The sequence below is a fragment of the Salinivibrio sp. MA427 genome (genome assembly GCF_001996115.1).
In the GTDB taxonomy this organism is placed as follows: domain Bacteria; phylum Pseudomonadota; class Gammaproteobacteria; order Enterobacterales; family Vibrionaceae; genus Salinivibrio; species Salinivibrio costicola.
In genome coordinates this window covers 1-20,176 of record NZ_MUFH01000009.1, presented here as the reverse complement: position 1 = coordinate 20,176, position 20,176 = coordinate 1, and the positions used below count along the sequence as shown (strand labels likewise).

The following is a 20,176-nucleotide window of genomic DNA, read 5'->3' as shown; positions in this document are numbered from 1 at the left end:
ATGCGGATGTCACCGCGGACGAGCTTCGCGCGAACCTTATTGATTTTGGCTGGCTTATTAATTGCCAGCCAAGTTTTTTCTTACCTGACCATTGTTAATTATGCGTTGCTGCCGAGCTTGCAGCAGTTCAATAAGATTTTAGCCTTTGAAGTCCGCTTGATGCTGGAAGAAGACTGGTATCTGAAAGATGGTGAAGTCCTTCATCTGGGTGAGCCGGTGCGCCGACAATTGCTGGAACAAATTGGGGTGACCCTACACGCGCCAAGCAGTGAGCGCGCAAGCGCGTTCCAAGATGCGATGGAGATTGACTACTTAAGCGAACATATTAGTGAAGAGCTCGGAACAAAGACGCTGAAGTTTGAGGCCATTGATGATTTTTTAATGCGGATCCCCTTATCGGAGCTGCATCAAGATGACTTTGCGCCACTGTTTCAATATAGCTTGGTGATTGCGCTTTTGGTGATTGCCGGCGGCTGGTTGTTTATTAAGATGCAAAACCGGCCCCTGGTTGCGTTGGAGCGGGCTGCGCTCGATGTCGCCGATGGTCGCTTTCCTGATCCCGTCCCACCCCGGGGGGCGTCAGAAATTCAGGCGGTGACCGTGGCCTTTAATAAAATGTCAGCAGGGATACGTAAACTCGAAGAAGACCGCGCCTTGTTAATGGCGGGCGTCAGCCATGATTTGCGCACGCCACTCACGCGCATTCGACTGGCGACTGAAATGATGTCATCCGACGATGCGTATTTGGCCGATAGCATCACCGAAGACACGGAAGAGTGTAATGAGATCATTAATCAATTCATGGATTATTTACGCGCGGTGCAACAGCAAGATCCGGATCCCGTTGATTTATCCACCATCTGTCGCGATGTAGCCAACCATCAGCAGTCAATGGGCGTTGATATTGTCTTGGACTTAGAATCGCTGCACGGTGATTTATATGCCAACTCGGTGGCGCTAAAACGGGCGGTTACCAACCTCGTGGTTAATGCGGTGCGTTATGGCAATGGCTGGGTAAGGCTGCGGTGTGGTAGCAATGCGGACCATACGTATCAATGGGTGGAGGTGGAAGATAATGGTCCGGGCATTGATGCGAGTCTCGAAAATACCTTGTTCCAGCCGTTTACCCGCGGCGATACGGCGCGGGGTAGCGAAGGAACAGGGCTAGGGCTTGCGATCGTGAAACGGATTGTTGAACAGCTTCATGGCGATATTCGTTTATCATCACGGACCGAAGGCGGGCTGCGGATCCAAATGACGTTCCCGGTCGGTAAATAGGCCGCGTTAAGCGGCCATTAGGCGTTGGAGTAGTGGGTTTTATGTCCCAACCAGCGGCGAATGATGGCCTGTGCATGTTTGGGGTAGTGCTGGTGCAAATGACTGGCCAGCTTTTGTACCTCGGGGATCAGCGCTTGGTCGCGGACTAAATCGGCAATTTTAAACTCAGCCAAACCGGTCTGGCGGGTGCCCAATAACTCGCCTGGCCCACGGATATCGAGATCGCGTTGAGCAATGACAAAGCCGTCATTGCTGTCTCGCAGTACGCCCAGCCGCTGAGTAGCTGTTGTCGACAAAGGGGCATGATAAAGCAGCACACAATGGCTGGCGACGGATCCACGACCGACACGGCCACGTAGCTGGTGGAGTTGTGCCAGCCCGAGTCGTTCAGGGTTTTCGATAATCATTAGGCTGGCGTTAGGGACATCGACGCCCACTTCAATGACAGTGGTTGCCACCAATAACTGCACCTCGCCTTGCTTAAAGGCATTCATCACTGCGTGTTTTTCCGCCGCTTTCATTCGGCCATGAACCAGGCCAATGGTCAGATTCGGTAACGCTTCTTTGAGTGCCGTAGTCGTATCTTCAGCGGCTTGCGCCTCTAAAGCGTCAGACTCTTCAATTAATGTGCATACCCAATAGGCTTGCCGACCATCACTGCAGGCGGCGTTGACCCGGGCAATAATGTCATCACGGCGCGTGTCCGGCACCGCAACGGTTTGAATCGGGGTGCGTCCTGGTGGCAATTCATCAATCACCGAGGTTTCTAAGTCGGCATAGGCGGTCATCGCCAAGGTGCGTGGAATAGGCGTAGCGGTCATGATCAACTGATGTGGATGCGCGCCCTGTTGCTCGCCTTTTTCACGCAAGGCAAGCCGTTGGTGGACACCAAACCGGTGTTGCTCGTCGATGATCACCAGCGCCAAGCTTTTAAATTGGACACTGGCTTGAAATAACGCATGAGTACCGACCACCATTTGCGCCTCGCCGTCGGCGATGTATGCCAAGGTTTGTGTCCGTGCCTTGCCTTTTAATTTACCGGCAAGCCAACCGACTTGGATACCTAGCGGCTCTAACCATTGGGCAAAATTGGTGGCGTGTTGCTCGGCCAATAGCTCGGTCGGTGCCATTAACGCAACCTGATGGCCTTGCTCGATAGCTTGTAAGGCGGCGAGTACGGCGACCAAGGTTTTACCGGCGCCGACATCACCTTGGACTAAGCGCATCATCGGGAATGGTTTGGCTAAATCGGCACTGATCTCGCTAACCACTCGTGATTGTGCCCCTGTGGGAGTGAAGGGCAAATTGTCTAACAGGCGTTGTCCGAGCGAGTGACTCGGGGCGAGGGCGACCCCTTTCACTTGCTGTGCGTGATGGCGAACTGACAGCATCGACAGGTGCTGGGCTAGGAGCTCTTCAATGATTAAGCGTCGCTGGGCGGGATGTTGGCCCGTTAATAAATCATCCAGTACCGTCTCTGGCGGAGGGCGGTGTAATAGGTGTAAGGCGTCACGCAGAGACAGCTGTCGATCGTACAAGCCTTCAGGGAGTAATTCTTCGACACCGCTTTTATCTAATAAAGCCAGCGCTTGGTCGGTGAGCTGACGTAGCGTTGCTTGGCGCAGCCCCTCGGTGGTCGGGTAGACCGGCGTCAGCGTTTCTTCCATCACCAACTCGGTGGGCTCGGAAAAGACTTGATACTCGGGGTGAATGATTTCTAGCCCGTGTTTGCCCCGTTTAAGTTCGCCATAGGCTTTCACCTGTTTGCCAACCGCCAAGCTATTTTTCATCGCGGCATTAAAATTGAAAAAGCGTAGCGTTAANCTTCATAGCGATACGGCAGATGAAACAACACGTCCTGCACCGTATGCAGGCCGATTTTAGCCAGCTTTTCAGCCATTTTACTGCCGACACCTTTAAAGGTGTCGACGGTTACTGCGCTAAGCATGGAAGATTGCATCCGTTTCTTTATCCGTCAGGTTGAGCTTGCTAAGCGATTAACGCGCGTGTTTTGCCGCCTGCATGCTCGCCCACCATGTATCGTCAGCAATAATTTGCCCATTGCCATCGAGTGGCGGATAAGGCAGCCCCTTTTGCTTGGCCACGCGGGCGAGCACCGGATGACCGCGCTCAAACAGGATGTGATGCACTTCATCGTCGGGCAAGCGTGTCTTCGCCAACTGGTACATGCCTGCCGCTTGGCGTTGTCGTTGCGCTTCGTACAAAATCAAGGCGCTAGCCACTGACACGTTCAGCGACTGTACCATACCCACCATTGGAATGAGGATGTCTTGATCGGCTTTATCGAGCGCTTCGCGACTGATGCCATGTTTTTCTTGGCCGAGGATAATGGCGGTTGGTCGGGTGTAATCAACCTCACGAAAGTCGATGGCCGTTTCCGATAGGTTAGTGACCAATACTTGCATGCCTTGCGCTTGCATGGCCTCAAAAGCATCCGCGGTCGTGTTATGGGTGACCACGTCAATCCAATTGCGTGAACCGGCAGATGTACCGCCTAAGGTCCGCATTTTGGTGCCTTCTGGCCATACCGCATGCATACGATGAATGCCCACCGCATCGGCAGTACGAATGATGGCAGAAATGTTATTGGGCTTGTGGACTTGCTCCATACACACAGTGAGATCAGGCTGGCGCTTTGCCAGCACCTGATGAATGCGTTCAAAGCGTTCAGGTGTCATGATTCAATTCCGTAAATGACAGACGAAAGACAAACGCGCCCACCAAAAGGGTGGGCGACAGACAATAATAATGTATCGCGACGATCAGTTCTTTTGGCGGCTGACCTTCACTACATTGGGCATCACCCGCAGGCGGCGCATAATGTTGGCAAGGTGAACCCGATCTTTGGTCGTTAATCGAACAAAGATAGTGTACAAGCGACCATCACGCTCTTCAGTGGAGAGCCCTTGGATATTGGAGCCCGTTGAGGCAATGGTGTTGGTTAAATCGGCCAACGCGCCTTGATGGTTTTGCATATCGACTCTGACGCGGGTACTGAACTCTTGCTCAAAATCATCCGCCCATTCCACCGGCATATACTTATCCGGCTCTTGGCGATGGCCGCGAATATTGGCACAGGTTTCACGGTGAATCACCAACCCCTTGCCGGGACTAACATGGGCAATGATAGGATCGCCTGGAATGGGGCGACAACAGTTGGCATAGGTCACTAGAATGCCATCGGCACCGCGAATCGGCATTTTACCTTCGGTAGGCGCGGCCGGGTCTTGATTCAGTAAGCGACGTGCTATCACCACGCTCATGAGTTCACCCAAACCAATCGAGGCGAGTAAGTCGTCGCTGGTTTTGAGCTTGAGATCGCTTAACACGGTATCGACTCGCGCGGCGTCGATGTCCGGCAAGTTTTGTTCCCCAAGCGCATGATTGAGTAAGCGGCGGCCTAAGGTCACCGACTCTTCCCGACGCATGGTTTTCAGTACCTGACGAATCTTGGTACGCGCCCGTGCCGTGACCACATAGTTAAGCCAAGCGGCATTGGGGCGCGCGCCTGGCGCAGTGATGATCTCGATGGTCTGGCCGTTTTTTAACGGCTGACTGAGCGGATAGGGCTGACGATTAACTCGCGCACCGACACAGGTATTGCCGACATCCGTATGCACTGCATAGGCAAAATCGACCGCGGTCGCATCGACCGGCAGCTCGACAATTCGCCCTTTCGGCGTAAAGACGTAAAGCTCATCGGGGAAAAGGTCTGACTTAACGCTTTCGATGAACTCAAACGAGCTGCCGGCACTTTGTTGCAGCTCGATAATGTTTTGCATCCATCGTTGCGCACGTTTTTGTGCGGTGGTTCCCGATGGACGATCGGAGCCGTTTTTATAAGCCCAGTGTGCCGCGACCCCTTTATCCGCCATTTGATCCATATCTTCGGTACGAATCTGCACTTCAACCGGGACACCGTGGGGGCCGATCATCGACGTATGCAGTGATTGATAGCCGTTCGCTTTGGGAACAGCGATATAATCTTTGACGCGGCTAGGGCGAGGCTTATACAGGCTGTGCATTTGCCCCAGCACCCGATAACAGGTATCGAGATCGCGCACGATCACCCGAAACGCATACAAATCCATGATGGTATGGAAACGCTGCTCTTTGTTTCTCATCTTGTTGTAGATGGAATAGAGATTTTTTTCTCGGCCCAGTACACGGGCCTCAATGCCAGCATCTTCAAGCCGCCCTTCGATTTCCGCATGGATTTTTTGAATCATCTCTTTGCGGTTTCCCCGAGCTTGCGCAATCACTTTTTTGAGCACGCGATAGCGATTGGGGTAGAGGGCTTCAAAGCCCAGCTCTTCGAGCTCGACTTTTATATTATGGATACCTAAACGATGAGCGAGTGGGGCAAAAATCTCTAGGGTTTCGCGGGCAATACGACGCTTTTTATCCGGACGTAGGGCGCCCAGTGTGCGCATGTTATGGGTACGATCGCCGAGTTTGATCAAAATAACGCGAATGTCATGCGCCATGGCCATGACCATTTTGCGAAAGTTCTCGGCTTGGGCTTCTTTGCGATCACGGAATTTGAGCTTGTCGAGCTTAGACACGCCGTCAACCAGCTCAGCCACCACATCACCAAAGCGCTGCTGCAGATCGTCTTTGGTGACCTCGGTGTCTTCAATGACATCGTGCAATAACGCCGCCATGAGGGTTTCACAATCCAAACGCATTTCTGCCAGGATCCGTGCTACCGCAATGGGGTGAATGATGTAAGGTTCGCCCGTTGAACGAGTCTGCCCGTCATGGGCATCCCGTGCTACTAGGTAAGCTTGCCGGAGCGCTTCAAGCTGTGACTCCGGCAAATATTGACTAGCAACTTCTTTCAGGCTATCAAATAAATACAAACGGCCTGTCCCTGATAAATGACGCGTTTAACGTTGACCAGAAATGGTGCTAACCGCTGCCATTTCGGCGGCTTCTTGCTCTTGCTTCTCTTGACGCTCGCGGGCGTCGAGTACTTCTTTGTTAATCAGTCCTTCTTCTACTTCGCGTAGAGAGAGCACAGTGTACTTGTCGTTTTCTTCTGCAACTAAGGCGTCTTTACCACCGGTTTGCATTTGGCGGGCGCGGCGAGCCGCAACCAGAACGAGATCGAAACGGTTACCAATTTTTTCAACGGCGTCTTGAACAGTTACGCGTGCCATGAAGGACTCCAGCTATGTAATAAACAGGTCATTAAAAATGACCGAAAAGTATACAAAAGGCCGCGACCTATTGCTAGCTTTGTGCTGCAATGCGGCCACGTCTCAATATTTGGGTTAGTCGGCCAGCAGGTCGTCGATCATTGTATGATATTTGCTGGCTTGCTTGGTTTGCCCCATCCGCTCTGCGCGGACGATGGCCTTAATATCCATTAATGCGACGTCAAAGTCATCATTAATAATCAGGTAATCATAATCAGCATAGTGAGAGATTTCCGAACGTGCCTCTTGCATGCGTGTGGCAATGACCTCATCACTGTCTTGGCCACGCGTTGTCAAGCGTCGTTCCAGCTCTTCACGGCTTGGCGGCAAAATAAAAATACTCTTACTTGCAGGCATTTGCTGACGAATTTGCTCGGCACCTTGCCAATCGATATCAAGAAAAATATCGACGCCATTGTTAAGCATTTTTTCAATCCAGACCCTGGACGTGCCGTAATAATTGCCGAATACCTCTGCATGCTCTAAAAAAGCACCTTGGTCGATTAAGGCCTTAAATGCTTCTACCTCAACAAAGTGATAATGCACGCCATCTTCTTCTCCCGGGCGCATGGCGCGGGTGGTGTGCGATACCGACACTTTCATGTCATAGCGAGGATTATCATTCAGTAGCGCTGAAATCAGGCTAGATTTGCCCGCGCCACTCGGGGCGGAAACAATGTAAAGCGTACCTTGGCTCATGGATTGATCACTTTCACTGGCTGATGCCCATCCGCAGTACAGCGTATGCGTATGGGAGTCGATCGACGAATAGATGTTTGTCTCCCGTGGGAGGCGCGCAGGGTAGCACGAACCTGTCGCAATTTGAACGGGATTAGTTGCAATCTCGGAGGGGAGTAGCGTGACTTGGTGTTATCAGCAATGCTTTTTCTCTTTAAATTAAGGTTTTGCTATGCTGTCTCGATAATTGAACAAGCGTTTAATTATCTCGCCAATTTCAACGACATTAAGGAGTTTCCGTTGAACACATCATTAAAAGCGACCCTGAGCGTGACAGCTACTGCCCTGAGTGTAGCCAGTGCCGTATCCTTCTCTTCTTTTGCTCAAGCCAGTGACAGTGCGCTGAGCGAACAACTTGGCATTACTAATCATGCGGTGATTGCTCACCGTGGTGACTCTTACAATGCGCCAGAATCCACGTTGCCAGCCTATCAGCTTGCGTGTGAAGTGGGCGCGGATTACCTCGAGCTGGACCTGCAGCGTACAAAAGACGGCAAACTGATCGCCGTGCATGACGACAACCTCAAGCGCAACACCAATATTGAGACCGTCTATCCTGAGCGTGCTGACGATCCGGTCAACACCTTTACGTGGGCAGAGCTGGAAAAACTGGATGCCGGTAGCTGGTATAACCAAACCTATCCCGAACGCGCACGCGAAAGCTTTCGTGGCTTGAAGTTGGTGACACTTGACCAGGTCCGAGAAATCGCCGAAGGCTGCGCCCATCAGCCAGGACTTTACATCGAGACCAAGGTGCCTGAATTCTTCCCTGGCATTGAAGAAGATTTGAAACAAGATTTAACCCAACACGGTTGGCTAGATAAGGACGCCAAGGGCAAAGTGGTCCTGCAAACCTTCAATAAATCGAGCCTTGAAGCACTGCAAGATGTGATGCCGAATGTGCCAAAAATCTTGCTGCTATGGGCAGGTGATGGCTACATTCCGACCAAAGATAGCGCACCGAAAGCGGATGACGAATCTTACGCCCAGTACTACGCGCGTCAGGAAGTAGCCTCGAAAGCGGACTACGCAGAGTGGCTCGATTACGCCAAACAAAACGGTGCCATCGGTGTAGGGCCTTCAGGTACCCAAGCCAACTTCGATGATGCCTGGTCAAGCCAATTTAGCTATATGGACCTAGCGAAGACCTGGATGGTGGACATGAGCCATGAAAAAGGCTTGCTGATGCACATGTACACTCTGGATGATCGCGAGGACATGATTCGCTACCGTGATCGCGGTGTGGATGGCTTCTTTACCAATCGTCCTAATATGGCGGTGAAAACGTTAACGGATAGCGACGGTAAAGACATTGAAGCAACCTTAATGCAACTGGGTTATTAACCCCGCGCGTTAATTGTATTTACCCTTTGAGCCCGCCTGTTATTAGCGGGCTTTTTCGTTGGGGGCAAACGCTAGATAGGGTTCGGCTTATTTCGCTAAACAGACCCTCCGCGCCATGGATGGCGCGGCGGAGCCTCCAGGGATGGATTGACGGCGTGTCTGTGTGCGAACTGAGCCGGTGCCCCAAGGTTAACGTTTTGGCTATCTACTCGCTCGCCATGAGTTTAGCCAGCGTACGTCGGTACATGCCATAAGCCACCGCGCCCGCAAGTAGGTTACCGATTAAGGCACCGGCAAATAGGCCAAACAGCTCGCCAATTTGTGCCCCTAACCAAAGGCAGGGCAGGAAAAACGCAAATAGGCGGAGCGCAGAAATGGTTAGGGCGGTGTATGAGCGGCCTAATGCATTGGTAATTGACACCATCAACATACACACCCCCAGCGCGCCCAGGCTAAAGGGTACTAGCGTAAGATGAGTGTGCAAGATATCGGTAACTTGTTGATCGCTGGTCATCAAGTCGGCGAGGGGAGCGGCGGCAAGCCAAGTGACCACGGCGATCAGCAATTGAAAGCCGAGAATAAACTGACACGCTAACTTGACCAAATGGCGCACTTCGGTTAAATCGCCTTTACCCAGCAAACGACCCACCATAGGTGGCATCGACATGGTTAATGCCAGTACCGAGACAATCGCGAAAAACTCAAACCGCGAGCCTAATGCCCAAGCGGCGACCGCGGTTGAGCCAAAACTCGCAAGTAACTTGGTCGCCAGCATCGATGAGACGGGTGGTAGCAGCTGGCTGATCATCGCTGGCCCCATAATGTGACCAATCGATCCTATACTTTGCTTAACGTTGACGTCATGCCAGTCAAAAGAAACCCAACCTTTGCCGAGTACGCGAGGGGCGACAATGGCAATGCCTACGCCAAAGGCAATCAGAGTGGCCACCGCCGCGCCATTGATGCCCCAATCGAGCCAAAAAATAAAGATAGGATCGAGGATAAGGTTTAATAAGCTGGTAACCACCATCATGGAGCCGGGCAACACTGTGTTGCCATTAGCGCGAGCCAAGCTATAGAAGAAGTAAAGCACCGCCCCTGTCCAGGCACTGACGAGCCAAATTTGCCAATAAGTATCAATCACCGGGAACACCTTGTCCGGCGCATCGAGTAACAGCAAGATCGGATGGCGCAAGGCATAGAGCAAGCCGGCAAACAATGCCACGCCTGTGGTGCCAATAAATAAAATCAGACCGCCTAATTGCTTGGCATAGCGACACTGATCGGCGCCGAGCGCGCGCGAGATCACCGCTGTGGTCGCAATGCCGAGGCCAACTTGCAACCCGATAATGATCATCTGAATCGGCAAGGTGAAACCTTGTGCGGCGAGCGGGAGTACACCCAATTGACCAATAAAGGCACTATCGACCAACTGAAAGCTCATCAGTGACAGCACACCAAACAGCATCGGTAGGGTGGTAGAGAAGAGGCGCTTGGCGCGAGAAACGGATTCCATCAGGCACTCTTTACATTAATAGGGTGAAAAAAGCCGAGCATTGGCATGCTCGGCATAGTCGCACCAATTGTAGAGGAATGCTAAAAATTACCAACCCCTAATAAATAGGGGACTTATGGTTGATGGACGCCATGTGCGAGTTACTCCATGCCGAGCTGGTCGGCGAGATATGTATAGGTCCGCGCGAGCATCTTGGCACGGGTGGTATTGTTTGATGCGCCTGCATGCCCGCCTTCCATGTTTTCAAAATAGAGCACGTCATGCCCCATCTCCTGCATTTTCGCGACCATTTTGCGCGCATGGCCAGGATGAACGCGATCATCGCGGGTTGATGTGGTAAAAAATATGCGCGGATAAGCCGTTTCAGCTTTAATATTATGATAAGGCGAATAAGTACGAATATATGCCCAATCGGCATCGTTATCGGGGTTTCCATATTCTGCCATCCAACTAGCACCGGCCAACAACTGGTTAAAGCGGCGCATGTCCAATAGGGGGACTTGGCACACGACCGCGTTGTAAAGATCGGGCCGTCGCATCGCGGTTGCGCCGACCAAAAGCCCGCCGTTGCTGCCGCCTTGAATGCCAAGGTGGGCTGGTGAGGTGATTTTTGACGCGATCAATGCTTCTGCCACCGCTTCAAAATCTTCATAGGCTTTATGGCGTTGATCTTTAAGTGCCGCTTGATGCCAAGCGGGCCCATACTCGCCGCCCCCGCGGATATTGGCGAGGACATAGATGCCCCCTTTCTCGAGCCAGTTTTTTCCCGTTACCGCGCTGTAGTGCGGTGTCAAGCTGACCTCGAATCCACCGTAACCATATAACAATGTCGGGTGGGACTGATCCAGGTCGAGTGACTTTTTCGCCACGATAAAATAAGGAATGGCGGTGCCATCTTTTGATGTTGCAAACTGCTGTGTCACCTGAAGATCGTCTGCATTAAACTTGGCTTTAGTCGATTTAATCACGCGGGGATCTTGGCGATCTGGGGTCACTTGATAAATCGAAGGTGGGATCAGAAAGCTGGCTACGTCGACAAAAAAATCATGGTGCTCAGGTGTCGCATTAAAGACCGAGAGCGTTGCATTATCTTCTATTGCCACCGTCTGAGTGTGCCACTGGCCAGTATCCTGTGGACGGAATAGCTGTATTTGCGACGTAACATCATTGAGCCAGCTGACCACAAGGTACTCGGCCGTGACGTCTAGCGCTTCAATACTGGCAGACGCCGTTGGTTTTACAAGTGATTGATAATCCGGGGTCGGCTTGGCAAGCTCTGTCATTGAGGCATAGACAACACTGCCTTGCGGGAAGGTGCGTTCACCTTGGCGATAGTCAGATTTAAGCTGGAAAAATAATTGCCCCTCAAAATAACCCATGACTTCGCTATCTGCAGGTAATGCCAACGGCACCAGATCGTCTGCGTTTAGCCAAAAGAGCTTTTGTGAATAAAAGGTCATACCCTCTGCAATCAAGGTGACTCGGCTGTGGCTATCACGTAATGTCATGGTGCTGACGGATACCGAGTCGGTAGCGCCTTGGTACAAGGTTGTCGCTTCCGATAATGGCGTGCCCCGTTGCCATTGTTTGATGGTGCGTGGGTAGCCCGAGTCCGTTAAGCTATCGGGCCCAAAATCAGTGGCTACGAGCAAGTGATCGTGATCCAGCCAGGTGGTCCCGCTTTTGGCCTCGGGCAGTGTAAAGCCATCATGGACAAATGCCTTGTCGACCATATCGAATTCACGTTTCACCGTCGCATCGGCGCCGCCGAGAGAGAGGGCGACCATACAGCGCTGATAGTCAGGCGCGTAGCAATCGACCCCTTTTAACACCCAATCTTTTTGCTCGTGCTGTGCCAGAGCATCGATATCAATGACGGTTTCCCACTCAGGCGCCTTTTGTGCATAACTTTGCGCCGATGTGCGTCGATAAATGCCCTTAACATGGGTATCGTCTTGCCAGAAATTATAGTAGAAGGTGCCCCGCCGTGTCGGGTAGGCAAGCCGATCTTGTGCGTTAAGCACGGCCAAACTGTCGTCATAAAAAGCATCATATTGCGATTTTTTTTCCAGATAAGCGTCCGTTTGGCCATTGTGTTTTTTGACCCATTCGAGCGCGTCTTTGCTCTCGACGTCCTCAAGCCATAGGTAAGGATCCGCTTGCTCAGCCCCGTGTGCGCTCGCAACCGTCATGGCCAGTGCTGCCGCTGACAGGCACTTGGTTTTATTTGTCATCGTGATTCTCCCGACGTCATTGTCAGTGGGTGTGTCAATACACAGAAAAAAACCGAGCACAAAATGCTCGGCGTCGAAAAAGGTTCAACGTAAGCCGAAACGGCAGTGGTGGGATTTAACTATTACTCAAAAAAGCGATCCATGGCGACGCCATCGGTTTGAGTGACTCTGACTGCGCCGCCTGTTTCATCGCTTTCAGTGCCGCTTGGTGATTCTCAAGCTCAAAATACGCCATGCCTTTTAAGTACTCGAGCTCTGCGCGTACATCGCCAGCGATATTTTGATTGTCGTCCGCAAAGGGAATAACGGCTTGATACTGTTGGTCTTGTACCATCAGTCGCGCAATCTTTAGTTTGGTTTTCGGGTCATTATCTATGCGATAAGCCGCACGATACGCGTCGATCGCTTCCGGTAACTCTTTGGCTTGATGCCAATACTGCGCGAGTTTCTTTAAGTGACCATGGGTACGCTCGACAATGCCAGCGTCTAACGCTTGGGCAAGGGTTGTCGCTGCGCGATAAGGAATCGACTGGTAGGCTAAAAAGTCTGTCAGTCTCAACACTTCCTTTTCTTTATCGAGTAACCCCAAGCTATAAGCTGACTCCAAAGCGGCCAGAGCTGCCGCTTCATCGTTCCTTTCCATTTCAATACCGGACAGTTGTTTCCAATATTGCTTTTTCGTCGGGTTGATTGTGGTCAGCGTCGTTAACACTTGTGCCGTGTTTGCCAAATCGTTGGTTTGATAATAGGCCGACATCAGCATCATATACCAAGATTCACTCGGCGTATCACTAAGCGCAATGGCCTGCTTTATCTCGGGAATCGCTTGCTTAAACTGCTCTTGCTGTATGTACGCGCTTGCCAGGGTCATATAACTCATGACGTCGGGTTTTTCCTCACCCTCAGCGAGTTGTATCTCGAACCACTGACGCATGAGTGAGATTGTTTTGCCAAAGTCCTCTTGCACCATATACAGCTGCGCCAAGCTATACCGCACTTGCTGCGCGACCGCGACGGGCAGGGCGCCAACCTCTAACGTTTTGGCGAAATAGGTGACCGCTTTGGCATAGTTATCTTCCATTGAGTAGATATAGCCGAGTTGTTGTAAAAGTACGGCCTGATCATAATTTTTGTTACCGCGACGCTCGAGTGCCGATGCCAGCTCTTGCTTCGCCTCTTGATACGTCTCGTTAGCAATGTATTTTTGTACTTTGTTCACGGTACGGTACGTGCGATCGGACAGCTCAGGCGTATCCGCACCATAGCTAGCACTTGATAAACTGGCGGCAAATAAGGCCAGTGCCAACATCCGTGTCAGTTTTTTTTCCATGATGGCCATCCTAGTTAATTGAAAACTCTATTTCTTGAGAAAGTCGAGCTTTAACGGGGGCGCCGTCCACTACTTTAGGTTTAAAGCGCCATTGCTTAACGGTTTTTTGCGCCGCGCGGCGAAGTCCCATGCGGCGCGGATCTTCTTTGAGCACCGCCACGTTTTCGACGCCGCCTTGCTCATTCACCGTAAACTCAAGCAATACTGTGCCTTTTTCTAGCCCAGCGCGTGCCGCTTTACGTGGCATTTGCGGTAAGAAGGTGGCAAGCGGTGTCGGCCCTTGGTTGCCGCTCACTCCGCCGCCGCCTTGGCTGTAATGCCCCAGCACCGATCCGCCACTGACATTGACGGGTAAATCCAGGTCAGGCATATCTAAATCTACCTGGTCCATTTGCGGCTTCACCGTTGATGTCACTTTCATTTCCGGTGGTGGTGGTGGCTTTTTCGGCGGTTTCGGCTTAGGAAGCTCACGCTTTTTCTCTTTAACCGTTTCTTCGGGTTTGATCCGTACAAATTCGATGATTCGCTGATCGTCATCAGAAGCTAGCTCATGGCGTTCTTTGTTGACAATTTTATCCATGCCCCAAAAAAGCCCCAGCGAGACGAACAGCGCGATCACTATTGACGCCAAATAACGCATACGCTAGTCCTTGCTTTTCGCTGCAATCGAGATGCTATCGACTCCGGCCATCTTAATTTGATCCATCACATCGACAACCACACCCGCACTGGCCTCTTGATCGGCTTGGATAACAACCGCGCCCTCTGGGCTCTCCGCTCGTAAACGCTCAATATTGGCGCGTACGGCATCAACATCGACGCGGCGTTTGTCCACCCATACATCGCCAGCAGGACCAACCGCAACCATGATGTTGCCTTTGCTGACTGTTTGTGCGGTATTGGCACTGGGGCGATTGACGTCTATCCCAGCCTCTTTCACAAATGAGGTGGTGACGATAAAAAAGATCAGCATGATAAAAACGATATCCAACATGGGAGTCATGTCGATTGCCGCTTCTTCATTGCCTTCATTGCTATAACGTCGTTTCATATCGCTACCTTAAATCCTTTTACGAGGTAACATGCTTAAGCTTATCTTCAAGCTTGCGCGTGGATAATTTGGCGAGGTGATCCAGCCGGGTACTAAAAAACAGCCCTGATAAAGAGGCAACCATGCCCGCTAACGTCGGGATAGTGGCTTTGGAAATCCCTGAAGCCATTGCTCGTGGGCTGCCTGTGCCTACCACGGCTAACGTATCAAAGACGTGAATCATCCCTACCACGGTGCCAAGTAAGCCCAATAAAGGACACATGGCGATCAGTACTTTGACAATAGGCAGTCCGCGCTTGTTTTCAATATCACGTTGGGAGACTAGCTCCTCACGGATCCGCTTAGACGCCCAGCTTTTATGGTCCTTGCGTTGTTGCCACTGTGTGACGACCGACTTGGCCGCGCGTGGTGCCACAAAAATAAAGTAAAACCAACGCTCCAATAATGCACACCATAGAAAGACACTCAGGATAAAAATGGCGACGAGGACATCGCCGCCCATACCGAGAAAGTGTCGAATCGACTCTAGTTCAGAGAGTATCCATTGCATGACATCTCCTTAGCTTTCAGCGGTGTGAAGCTTTTCCTGGTAACGCGCAATAAAGCCAGCGCTTTGCTCTTCAAGCGTTTGAACCAGTCGACGGCCTTTGCTGTGGACAAAGGTGTAGAGGAACAACAAAGGAATCGCAACGACAAGGCCAAGCATGGTAGTCACCAAGGCTTCGGAAATGCCGCCAGCCATCAGTTTAGGGTCGCCCGTACCAAATAGGGTGATCGCCTGGAAGGTCCCAATCATCCCCATTACTGTACCGAGTAGGCCGAGTAGCGGTGCCACCGATGCAAATAACTTGATCGATCCGATAAAGCGCTCAATTTTTGGAGCATTGCGCATGATGATCTCGTCTAGTTTGGCTTCTAGATCTTCGAGACTGGCACCTTGGTGCTCTTTATAGGCCGTGATCACTTCACCCAGCGGGTTGCTACCAATCGCTTCTTCACTTTTCTTCTGCTTGCGCATTTTGTTACCAATGACGGATAGACGCAGATAGCAGAGCAGGGCAATCAGCAAGCCGACAGCACCCATGGCGAGAATGATATAACCGACAATCCCGCCTTGATCGATACGTTCTTGAACGTTTGGACTTTGCACCAGTAAGGACAGAATCACCCCGCGTGATGGGTCGATATGTAAGGGGGCATAGTCACTTGAGGCAGATTCAAACGCGGCAACATTAGAGAGAATTGTACCTGCGGGTTGGCGCGCTAACTCTTCAAACTTGCCGGTTTCTGGCTCATAAGTCAGGTATTTACCATTGGCAATGGCATTAAACTCACCAATCAAAGTGACATCATCTTGGGCTTCACTGCCTTCGCCGTACACCACAGTGGCCGGTACGGTCGAGGTGTCACCTGAGACGATCATCTGCTCCATAATGATCTGCCAAAACTGCTCGAGTTCGGTAATCGACGGCAGCTCTTTACTTTCAGCAAGTTTAGTTAGCAGTGCTTCCCGCTCAGGAAATTGCACCGCGTTTTGAGAGGCGCTGAATAAGCCGTTAAATTCGCCGGAGAACTGGCGAACGACGCCAAACATCTCACCGAGTGATCCCGAGCGTTGGCGCAGGGTCTCACTAAGCTCGGTGAGGGTTTTGTCATTGGTATCAAAGGTCGCTTTGAGATCTTCACCTCGTTGCGATTCGAAGGCGAGATCTTGTTTGGCTTTGGCCAATAGCGCCGCTTGGTTGTCTTTATCGGCTAAAAACGCGGCTTCACGTTCGCGGTTTTGTTGCGATTCGGTGACACGTTCGCTTTTAACTTGGTTGAGTAGCTCATCCAAGGTATTGGCTTGCACGTGGCTTAGCGATAACGCGACCGCGGCAATCCCTGCAAATAGATACTTGATTCCTTTCATGATTACTTCTCCCCTGTAAAGACAGGTAGCTCGATCAATGCGGGTGGCGCTTGTTTTTTCGCAATCCGCAGCCCTTGCGTAATTGCATCACTGTAGCCTTCGGGTAAGGCTTCCCATTGATTAGTTTGCTTATTCCACATGCCGGTTTCGGCACCATCGGGCGATTGGAAGAACAGTGCCGTTCGACCTATGCGAAGAAAGTCATAGGTTTTGGTGTCACCATTACGTGCCATGCTGGCTTTGTAGGCCTCAATGTTACGTGAGAAGCCCTCTTCAATTTGGTAAGCCTCGAGCACGCGACGGAATTTTTCTGATGTGGTGACATCCGCGCGGTCCATCATCTCGTGGAGGCTGGCAATCCGTTTTTCCCGTTCGTCTAATTGGAAAGGTAAATCGAGCTGCACAAACTGATCGAGTGAATCAATCATCTTGAGTGTCAGCGGCACGATTTCCATCGCGGTTTGATCAATTTGGTCAATTTGCTTTTCCAATGACGCGAGCTCGTTATTTTGCGAGCTCACCATTCGTTCAAGCTGGTTGTTATATACCCGCATGCTATCGAGCTGACGCAGTACGGCTTTGTACTCGGCCAGCATGCTGTCGGTTTGTTCGCTGTATTGATCAATTTTTTGTTGCGATGCTTGCCCTGCGTTATTTTTACTTTCTACCGCTGACACCACGTCATCGGTAGAGGTAGCCATCGCAAACGAGCTCGTCAGCAACAGAGAACTGAGAATGGCGTTATTTAATCCCTTACGTACCATATCCGTTACCTGTTAATTGTGGAGAAATAAGGCGCGGCGAGGCCGCGCCAGGTTTGAGTTAGAAGTTTTGAGAATATTTAAAGAAGAAAACACGGCCTTGAATGCTGTATAGATCTTCATTGTAGGTGACGCCATCACTCTCAAAAGATGGATCTTCATCAGTCAGGTTACGTACACCGGCTGAAAGCTGGCCTTCCCATGGGGCCTGGTAGGTATAGGCCAGGTTCCATGTGGTTTGGCTAGTGATGTGTCCTGTCTTGTTATAATCCTTGTCAATATCTTGAGCTTGGCTGTCGATATAATCCGCGGATAAATAGATATCGTGGGTATCGATGTAGTTGAAGCCAACGCCACTTTGGAAACGATATTTTGGCAATCCATTACGGCCCACTTGGTTATTAACCGGACCATTAACGAACTCAGGTTCGCTATAGTCAAGCACATAGGTACCACTGAAATCGTAACGAACACTACCAATGTTTAGGTCATGCGCATAGTTAGCCTTAAGATCGATCCCCGATGTATCGAGTGTCCCCAAGTTAAGCCACTCGGCATCTGCACTGACTATTTTTCCGCCCTGACGAGTAATGTTCGGGTTTGGTTGGCCGCTTGAACGTGCCTCGTCAATCATTGACTGCAATTCATTTAAGACAATGGTGTCTTCAATCGAGATATTGTAATAGTCTGCAACCAAATCAAGGTTCTCAAGCGGGCTGTAGCTAACGCCAAAGTTAAATGAAACTGACTCTTCGGCATCCAGATCTTTGTTGGACTTACGAATCACATCATATTGACGCTCAGGACAATCAGCATCAGCTGTGCCATTAGCATCACATGAGACATAGTCTTTAGCGTAATCGCTAGATTGTGAATCAGCAGCGTAAAGATCTGACAGCTTAGGCGCTCTAAAGCCCATCCCTGCACCGGCTCGGAACATTAGATTATCTTGTGGTTGATAACGAAATGAAATCTTGGGTGAAACCTCGCTGCCAAAGTCGCTATAGTCGTCATAGCGTGCTGCTAAGTTCATCTCTAAATCATCAGTCAGGTACAGCACAGATTCGGCAAACAGCGCGAAAGTTTCACGGTCACCGGCGGCTGAGTTACCTGCACTACCAATGATATTGCCTGCTTCACTTTGTGAATCATAAGTGTCTGAATACTCGTAGCTTGTAAACTCAGAGCCAAGATAGAGAGGAACGTTAACCCCACCGATTTCGGCAACATCAAATTGCAACCCACCGGTGAATTGATGCATCTCCATCTCTGTGTCGCGAGACGTTGTTGCATTCAGTATATCGGCTGCTTTGTCCGTGAACTCACCATCAACAAATTCACCGTCATTGGCGAGCTGTTCGGCAGGGCTTTTAAATACATAGCCGGTACCTGTTTCACTACTTTGTGAATAGTTGGTGTGATAACCGGTTTCCCAGATCACTTCGCCAAAGGCCTCAGTGGCAAAATAACCGTCTAAACCAAAATTCAAGTCWGCTTGAAAATCGGTCACTGTATTATCGCGTGTCCCGACTTTGTCGAACCGATAATAAACCGTTGCGGGTCCGTCAGCAGGATCGAGGCCATTATCAGTAAAGAATTGTCCGCCGCCGGTTGTTGTTGGATCAACCGAAAAGGTACCGGCTGCGGGGGCAAAACGACCGAAACTTTCATTGCGGTTAATCAGCAGCTGAGAGGTAAAGGTAGTCGAATCAGTTAAGGCCAAATCACCATTAACAAACAGCGTGTTACGTTCAAGTGACGCGGTTTTAGCCGCTTCAGACGTGTAATCATAGCCGCACACGGTCCCCAGCCCAGGATAGACAGCTTCACCAACAAATCCGTCTTTACACTCTCCATTGTTCTCAGTGCCGGCGATCGGTTTTATTGATCCTGCATGAAACACATTACGGCCGTAAACACTCACCCCTCGCATATCATCAAAGCTAGTGGCATCGGTATTTTTAGAACGCAAGAAGTCACGATCGCGAAGATAAATTTCGTCTTTGCTATCATGCTCAAAGGTGAACATTAGGCTTCCATCGCTGCCCGATGTACCACCTGATATAGACACGTTTTTCTCATCGCCCCCTTCTCGGTCTGGAATGCCTCCACCGAAGGTCACATTGAGTCCATCAATACTGTCTTTTAATATAATATTGACCACGCCTGCGACGGCATCAGAGCCGTAAACCGCTGAGCCACCATCGGCCATGATTTCAATACGCTCCACGGAGGCGGCAGGAATAGCGTTAATATTCGCAGGACCGCCCCCCATCGCAGCCGAGCCAGGCAGGCGTTTACCGTTAACGAGAATCAGTGTACGGCTACCGCCTAAGCCTCGTAGTGACATCGTTGCTTGGCTCTGCGCGCTCGAGCCCGACGTTTCGCTGAGAGATCCGAAGGAGTTATAACTTGATTTGCGCAAAACATCAGCAATTGACACATCACCCGCACGTGCAATTTCGGCCTCACCGATAACTGCGACAGGCGTACTGCCTTCCATGGAAGCGCGTGTGATCCGCGATCCCGTTACTTTCAGTTTCTGCAGTTCTTGCGCTTGTTCTTGAGACTCGTCCGCGATGGCGGTTGAGGCGAATGTGACTGATCCGACTGCCAGACCAATGGCAACAGACAGTGCCGTTGTTCTTATCTTCATCCTTGATTGCTCCCTGTCATTTAACGGTCTTATAAATGCGCTGACTCAGACAACTCCATTACTTGAGCGCGCATGACAGCAAGATATACCCAATGTTTCGTCTGGGCGTCAAATCAAGTACCGATATATCAACT

The 20,176-nt window shown here is 50.9% G+C and carries 15 protein-coding genes and 1 pseudogene; 2 read left to right on the top strand and 14 right to left on the bottom strand.

Annotated features, from left to right (window positions below):
* Positions 1-1,278 carry a two-component system sensor histidine kinase EnvZ gene (envZ, locus tag BZG79_RS01985; protein WP_077773614.1) on the top strand — a complete coding sequence of 426 codons (1,278 nt, stop codon included), beginning with the start codon at positions 1-3 and terminating at the stop codon, positions 1,276-1,278.
* A 17-nt stretch (positions 1,279-1,295) separates the two neighbouring features.
* On the opposite strand, the pseudogene recG reads toward envZ, so the two are convergent.
* From recG to gmk, 5 genes and pseudogenes are all read right to left on the bottom strand, one after another.
* Positions 1,296-3,238, bottom strand: a pseudogene (gene recG, locus BZG79_RS01980) (ATP-dependent DNA helicase RecG).
* 37 nt (positions 3,239-3,275) lie between these two features.
* Positions 3,276-3,977, bottom strand: a complete 702-nt coding sequence (trmH, locus tag BZG79_RS01975; protein WP_077773613.1) for a tRNA (guanosine(18)-2'-O)-methyltransferase TrmH — start codon at positions 3,975-3,977, stop codon at positions 3,276-3,278.
* Positions 3,978-4,061: 84 nt separating this feature from the next.
* The gene (spoT, locus tag BZG79_RS01970; protein WP_077773612.1) at positions 4,062-6,161 is read right to left on the bottom strand and encodes a bifunctional GTP diphosphokinase/guanosine-3',5'-bis pyrophosphate 3'-pyrophosphohydrolase; all 2,100 of its coding nucleotides are present in this window, start codon (positions 6,159-6,161) and stop codon (positions 4,062-4,064) included.
* 27 nt (positions 6,162-6,188) lie between these two features.
* Positions 6,189-6,461: a DNA-directed RNA polymerase subunit omega gene (rpoZ, locus tag BZG79_RS01965; RefSeq protein WP_077461490.1), complete on the bottom strand. Its 273-nt coding sequence runs from the start codon at positions 6,459-6,461 to the stop codon at positions 6,189-6,191.
* A 114-nt stretch (positions 6,462-6,575) separates the two neighbouring features.
* On the bottom strand, positions 6,576-7,199 hold the full coding sequence (gmk, locus tag BZG79_RS01960) for a guanylate kinase (protein ID WP_025744374.1): 624 nt from the start codon (positions 7,197-7,199) through the stop codon (positions 6,576-6,578).
* Positions 7,200-7,478: 279 nt separating this feature from the next.
* Between gmk and BZG79_RS01955 the strand changes: the two genes are divergently transcribed.
* Positions 7,479-8,582, top strand: a complete 1,104-nt coding sequence (locus tag BZG79_RS01955; protein WP_242414112.1) for a glycerophosphodiester phosphodiesterase — start codon at positions 7,479-7,481, stop codon at positions 8,580-8,582.
* 205 nt (positions 8,583-8,787) lie between these two features.
* Here the strand turns inward: BZG79_RS01955 and BZG79_RS01950 are convergent, their stop codons facing one another.
* From BZG79_RS01950 to BZG79_RS01910, 9 genes are all read right to left on the bottom strand, one after another.
* Positions 8,788-10,098 carry an MATE family efflux transporter gene (locus tag BZG79_RS01950; RefSeq protein ID WP_077646491.1) on the bottom strand — a complete coding sequence of 437 codons (1,311 nt, stop codon included), beginning with the start codon at positions 10,096-10,098 and terminating at the stop codon, positions 8,788-8,790.
* Between the two features lie 140 nt (positions 10,099-10,238).
* Positions 10,239-12,332 (bottom strand): prolyl oligopeptidase family serine peptidase, encoded by a 2,094-nt coding sequence (locus BZG79_RS01945; RefSeq protein WP_077773610.1) that lies wholly within the window; start codon positions 12,330-12,332, stop codon positions 10,239-10,241.
* A gap of 115 nt (positions 12,333-12,447) precedes the next feature.
* Entirely contained in the window at positions 12,448-13,662 is a 1,215-nt protein-coding gene (locus BZG79_RS01940; protein WP_077773626.1) for a tetratricopeptide repeat protein, read from the bottom strand.
* A 10-nt stretch (positions 13,663-13,672) separates the two neighbouring features.
* Positions 13,673-14,302 (bottom strand): energy transducer TonB, encoded by a 630-nt coding sequence (locus BZG79_RS01935; RefSeq protein WP_069361945.1) that lies wholly within the window; start codon positions 14,300-14,302, stop codon positions 13,673-13,675.
* Positions 14,303-14,305: 3 nt separating this feature from the next.
* Positions 14,306-14,713 carry a biopolymer transporter ExbD gene (locus BZG79_RS01930; protein WP_069361944.1) on the bottom strand — a complete coding sequence of 136 codons (408 nt, stop codon included), beginning with the start codon at positions 14,711-14,713 and terminating at the stop codon, positions 14,306-14,308.
* Positions 14,714-14,732: 19 nt separating this feature from the next.
* Positions 14,733-15,263 (bottom strand): MotA/TolQ/ExbB proton channel family protein, encoded by a 531-nt coding sequence (locus BZG79_RS01925; protein WP_069361943.1) that lies wholly within the window; start codon positions 15,261-15,263, stop codon positions 14,733-14,735.
* A 9-nt stretch (positions 15,264-15,272) separates the two neighbouring features.
* A complete protein-coding gene (locus BZG79_RS01920) occupies positions 15,273-16,625 on the bottom strand; it encodes a MotA/TolQ/ExbB proton channel family protein (RefSeq protein WP_077646495.1) in 1,353 nt (450 codons plus the stop codon).
* A gap of 2 nt (positions 16,626-16,627) precedes the next feature.
* On the bottom strand, positions 16,628-17,389 hold the full coding sequence (locus BZG79_RS01915; RefSeq protein WP_077646496.1) for a DUF3450 domain-containing protein: 762 nt from the start codon (positions 17,387-17,389) through the stop codon (positions 16,628-16,630).
* 58 nt (positions 17,390-17,447) lie between these two features.
* Positions 17,448-20,042: a TonB-dependent receptor gene (locus BZG79_RS01910; RefSeq protein WP_077678648.1), complete on the bottom strand. Its 2,595-nt coding sequence runs from the start codon at positions 20,040-20,042 to the stop codon at positions 17,448-17,450.
* Positions 20,043-20,176 lie beyond the last annotated feature (134 nt).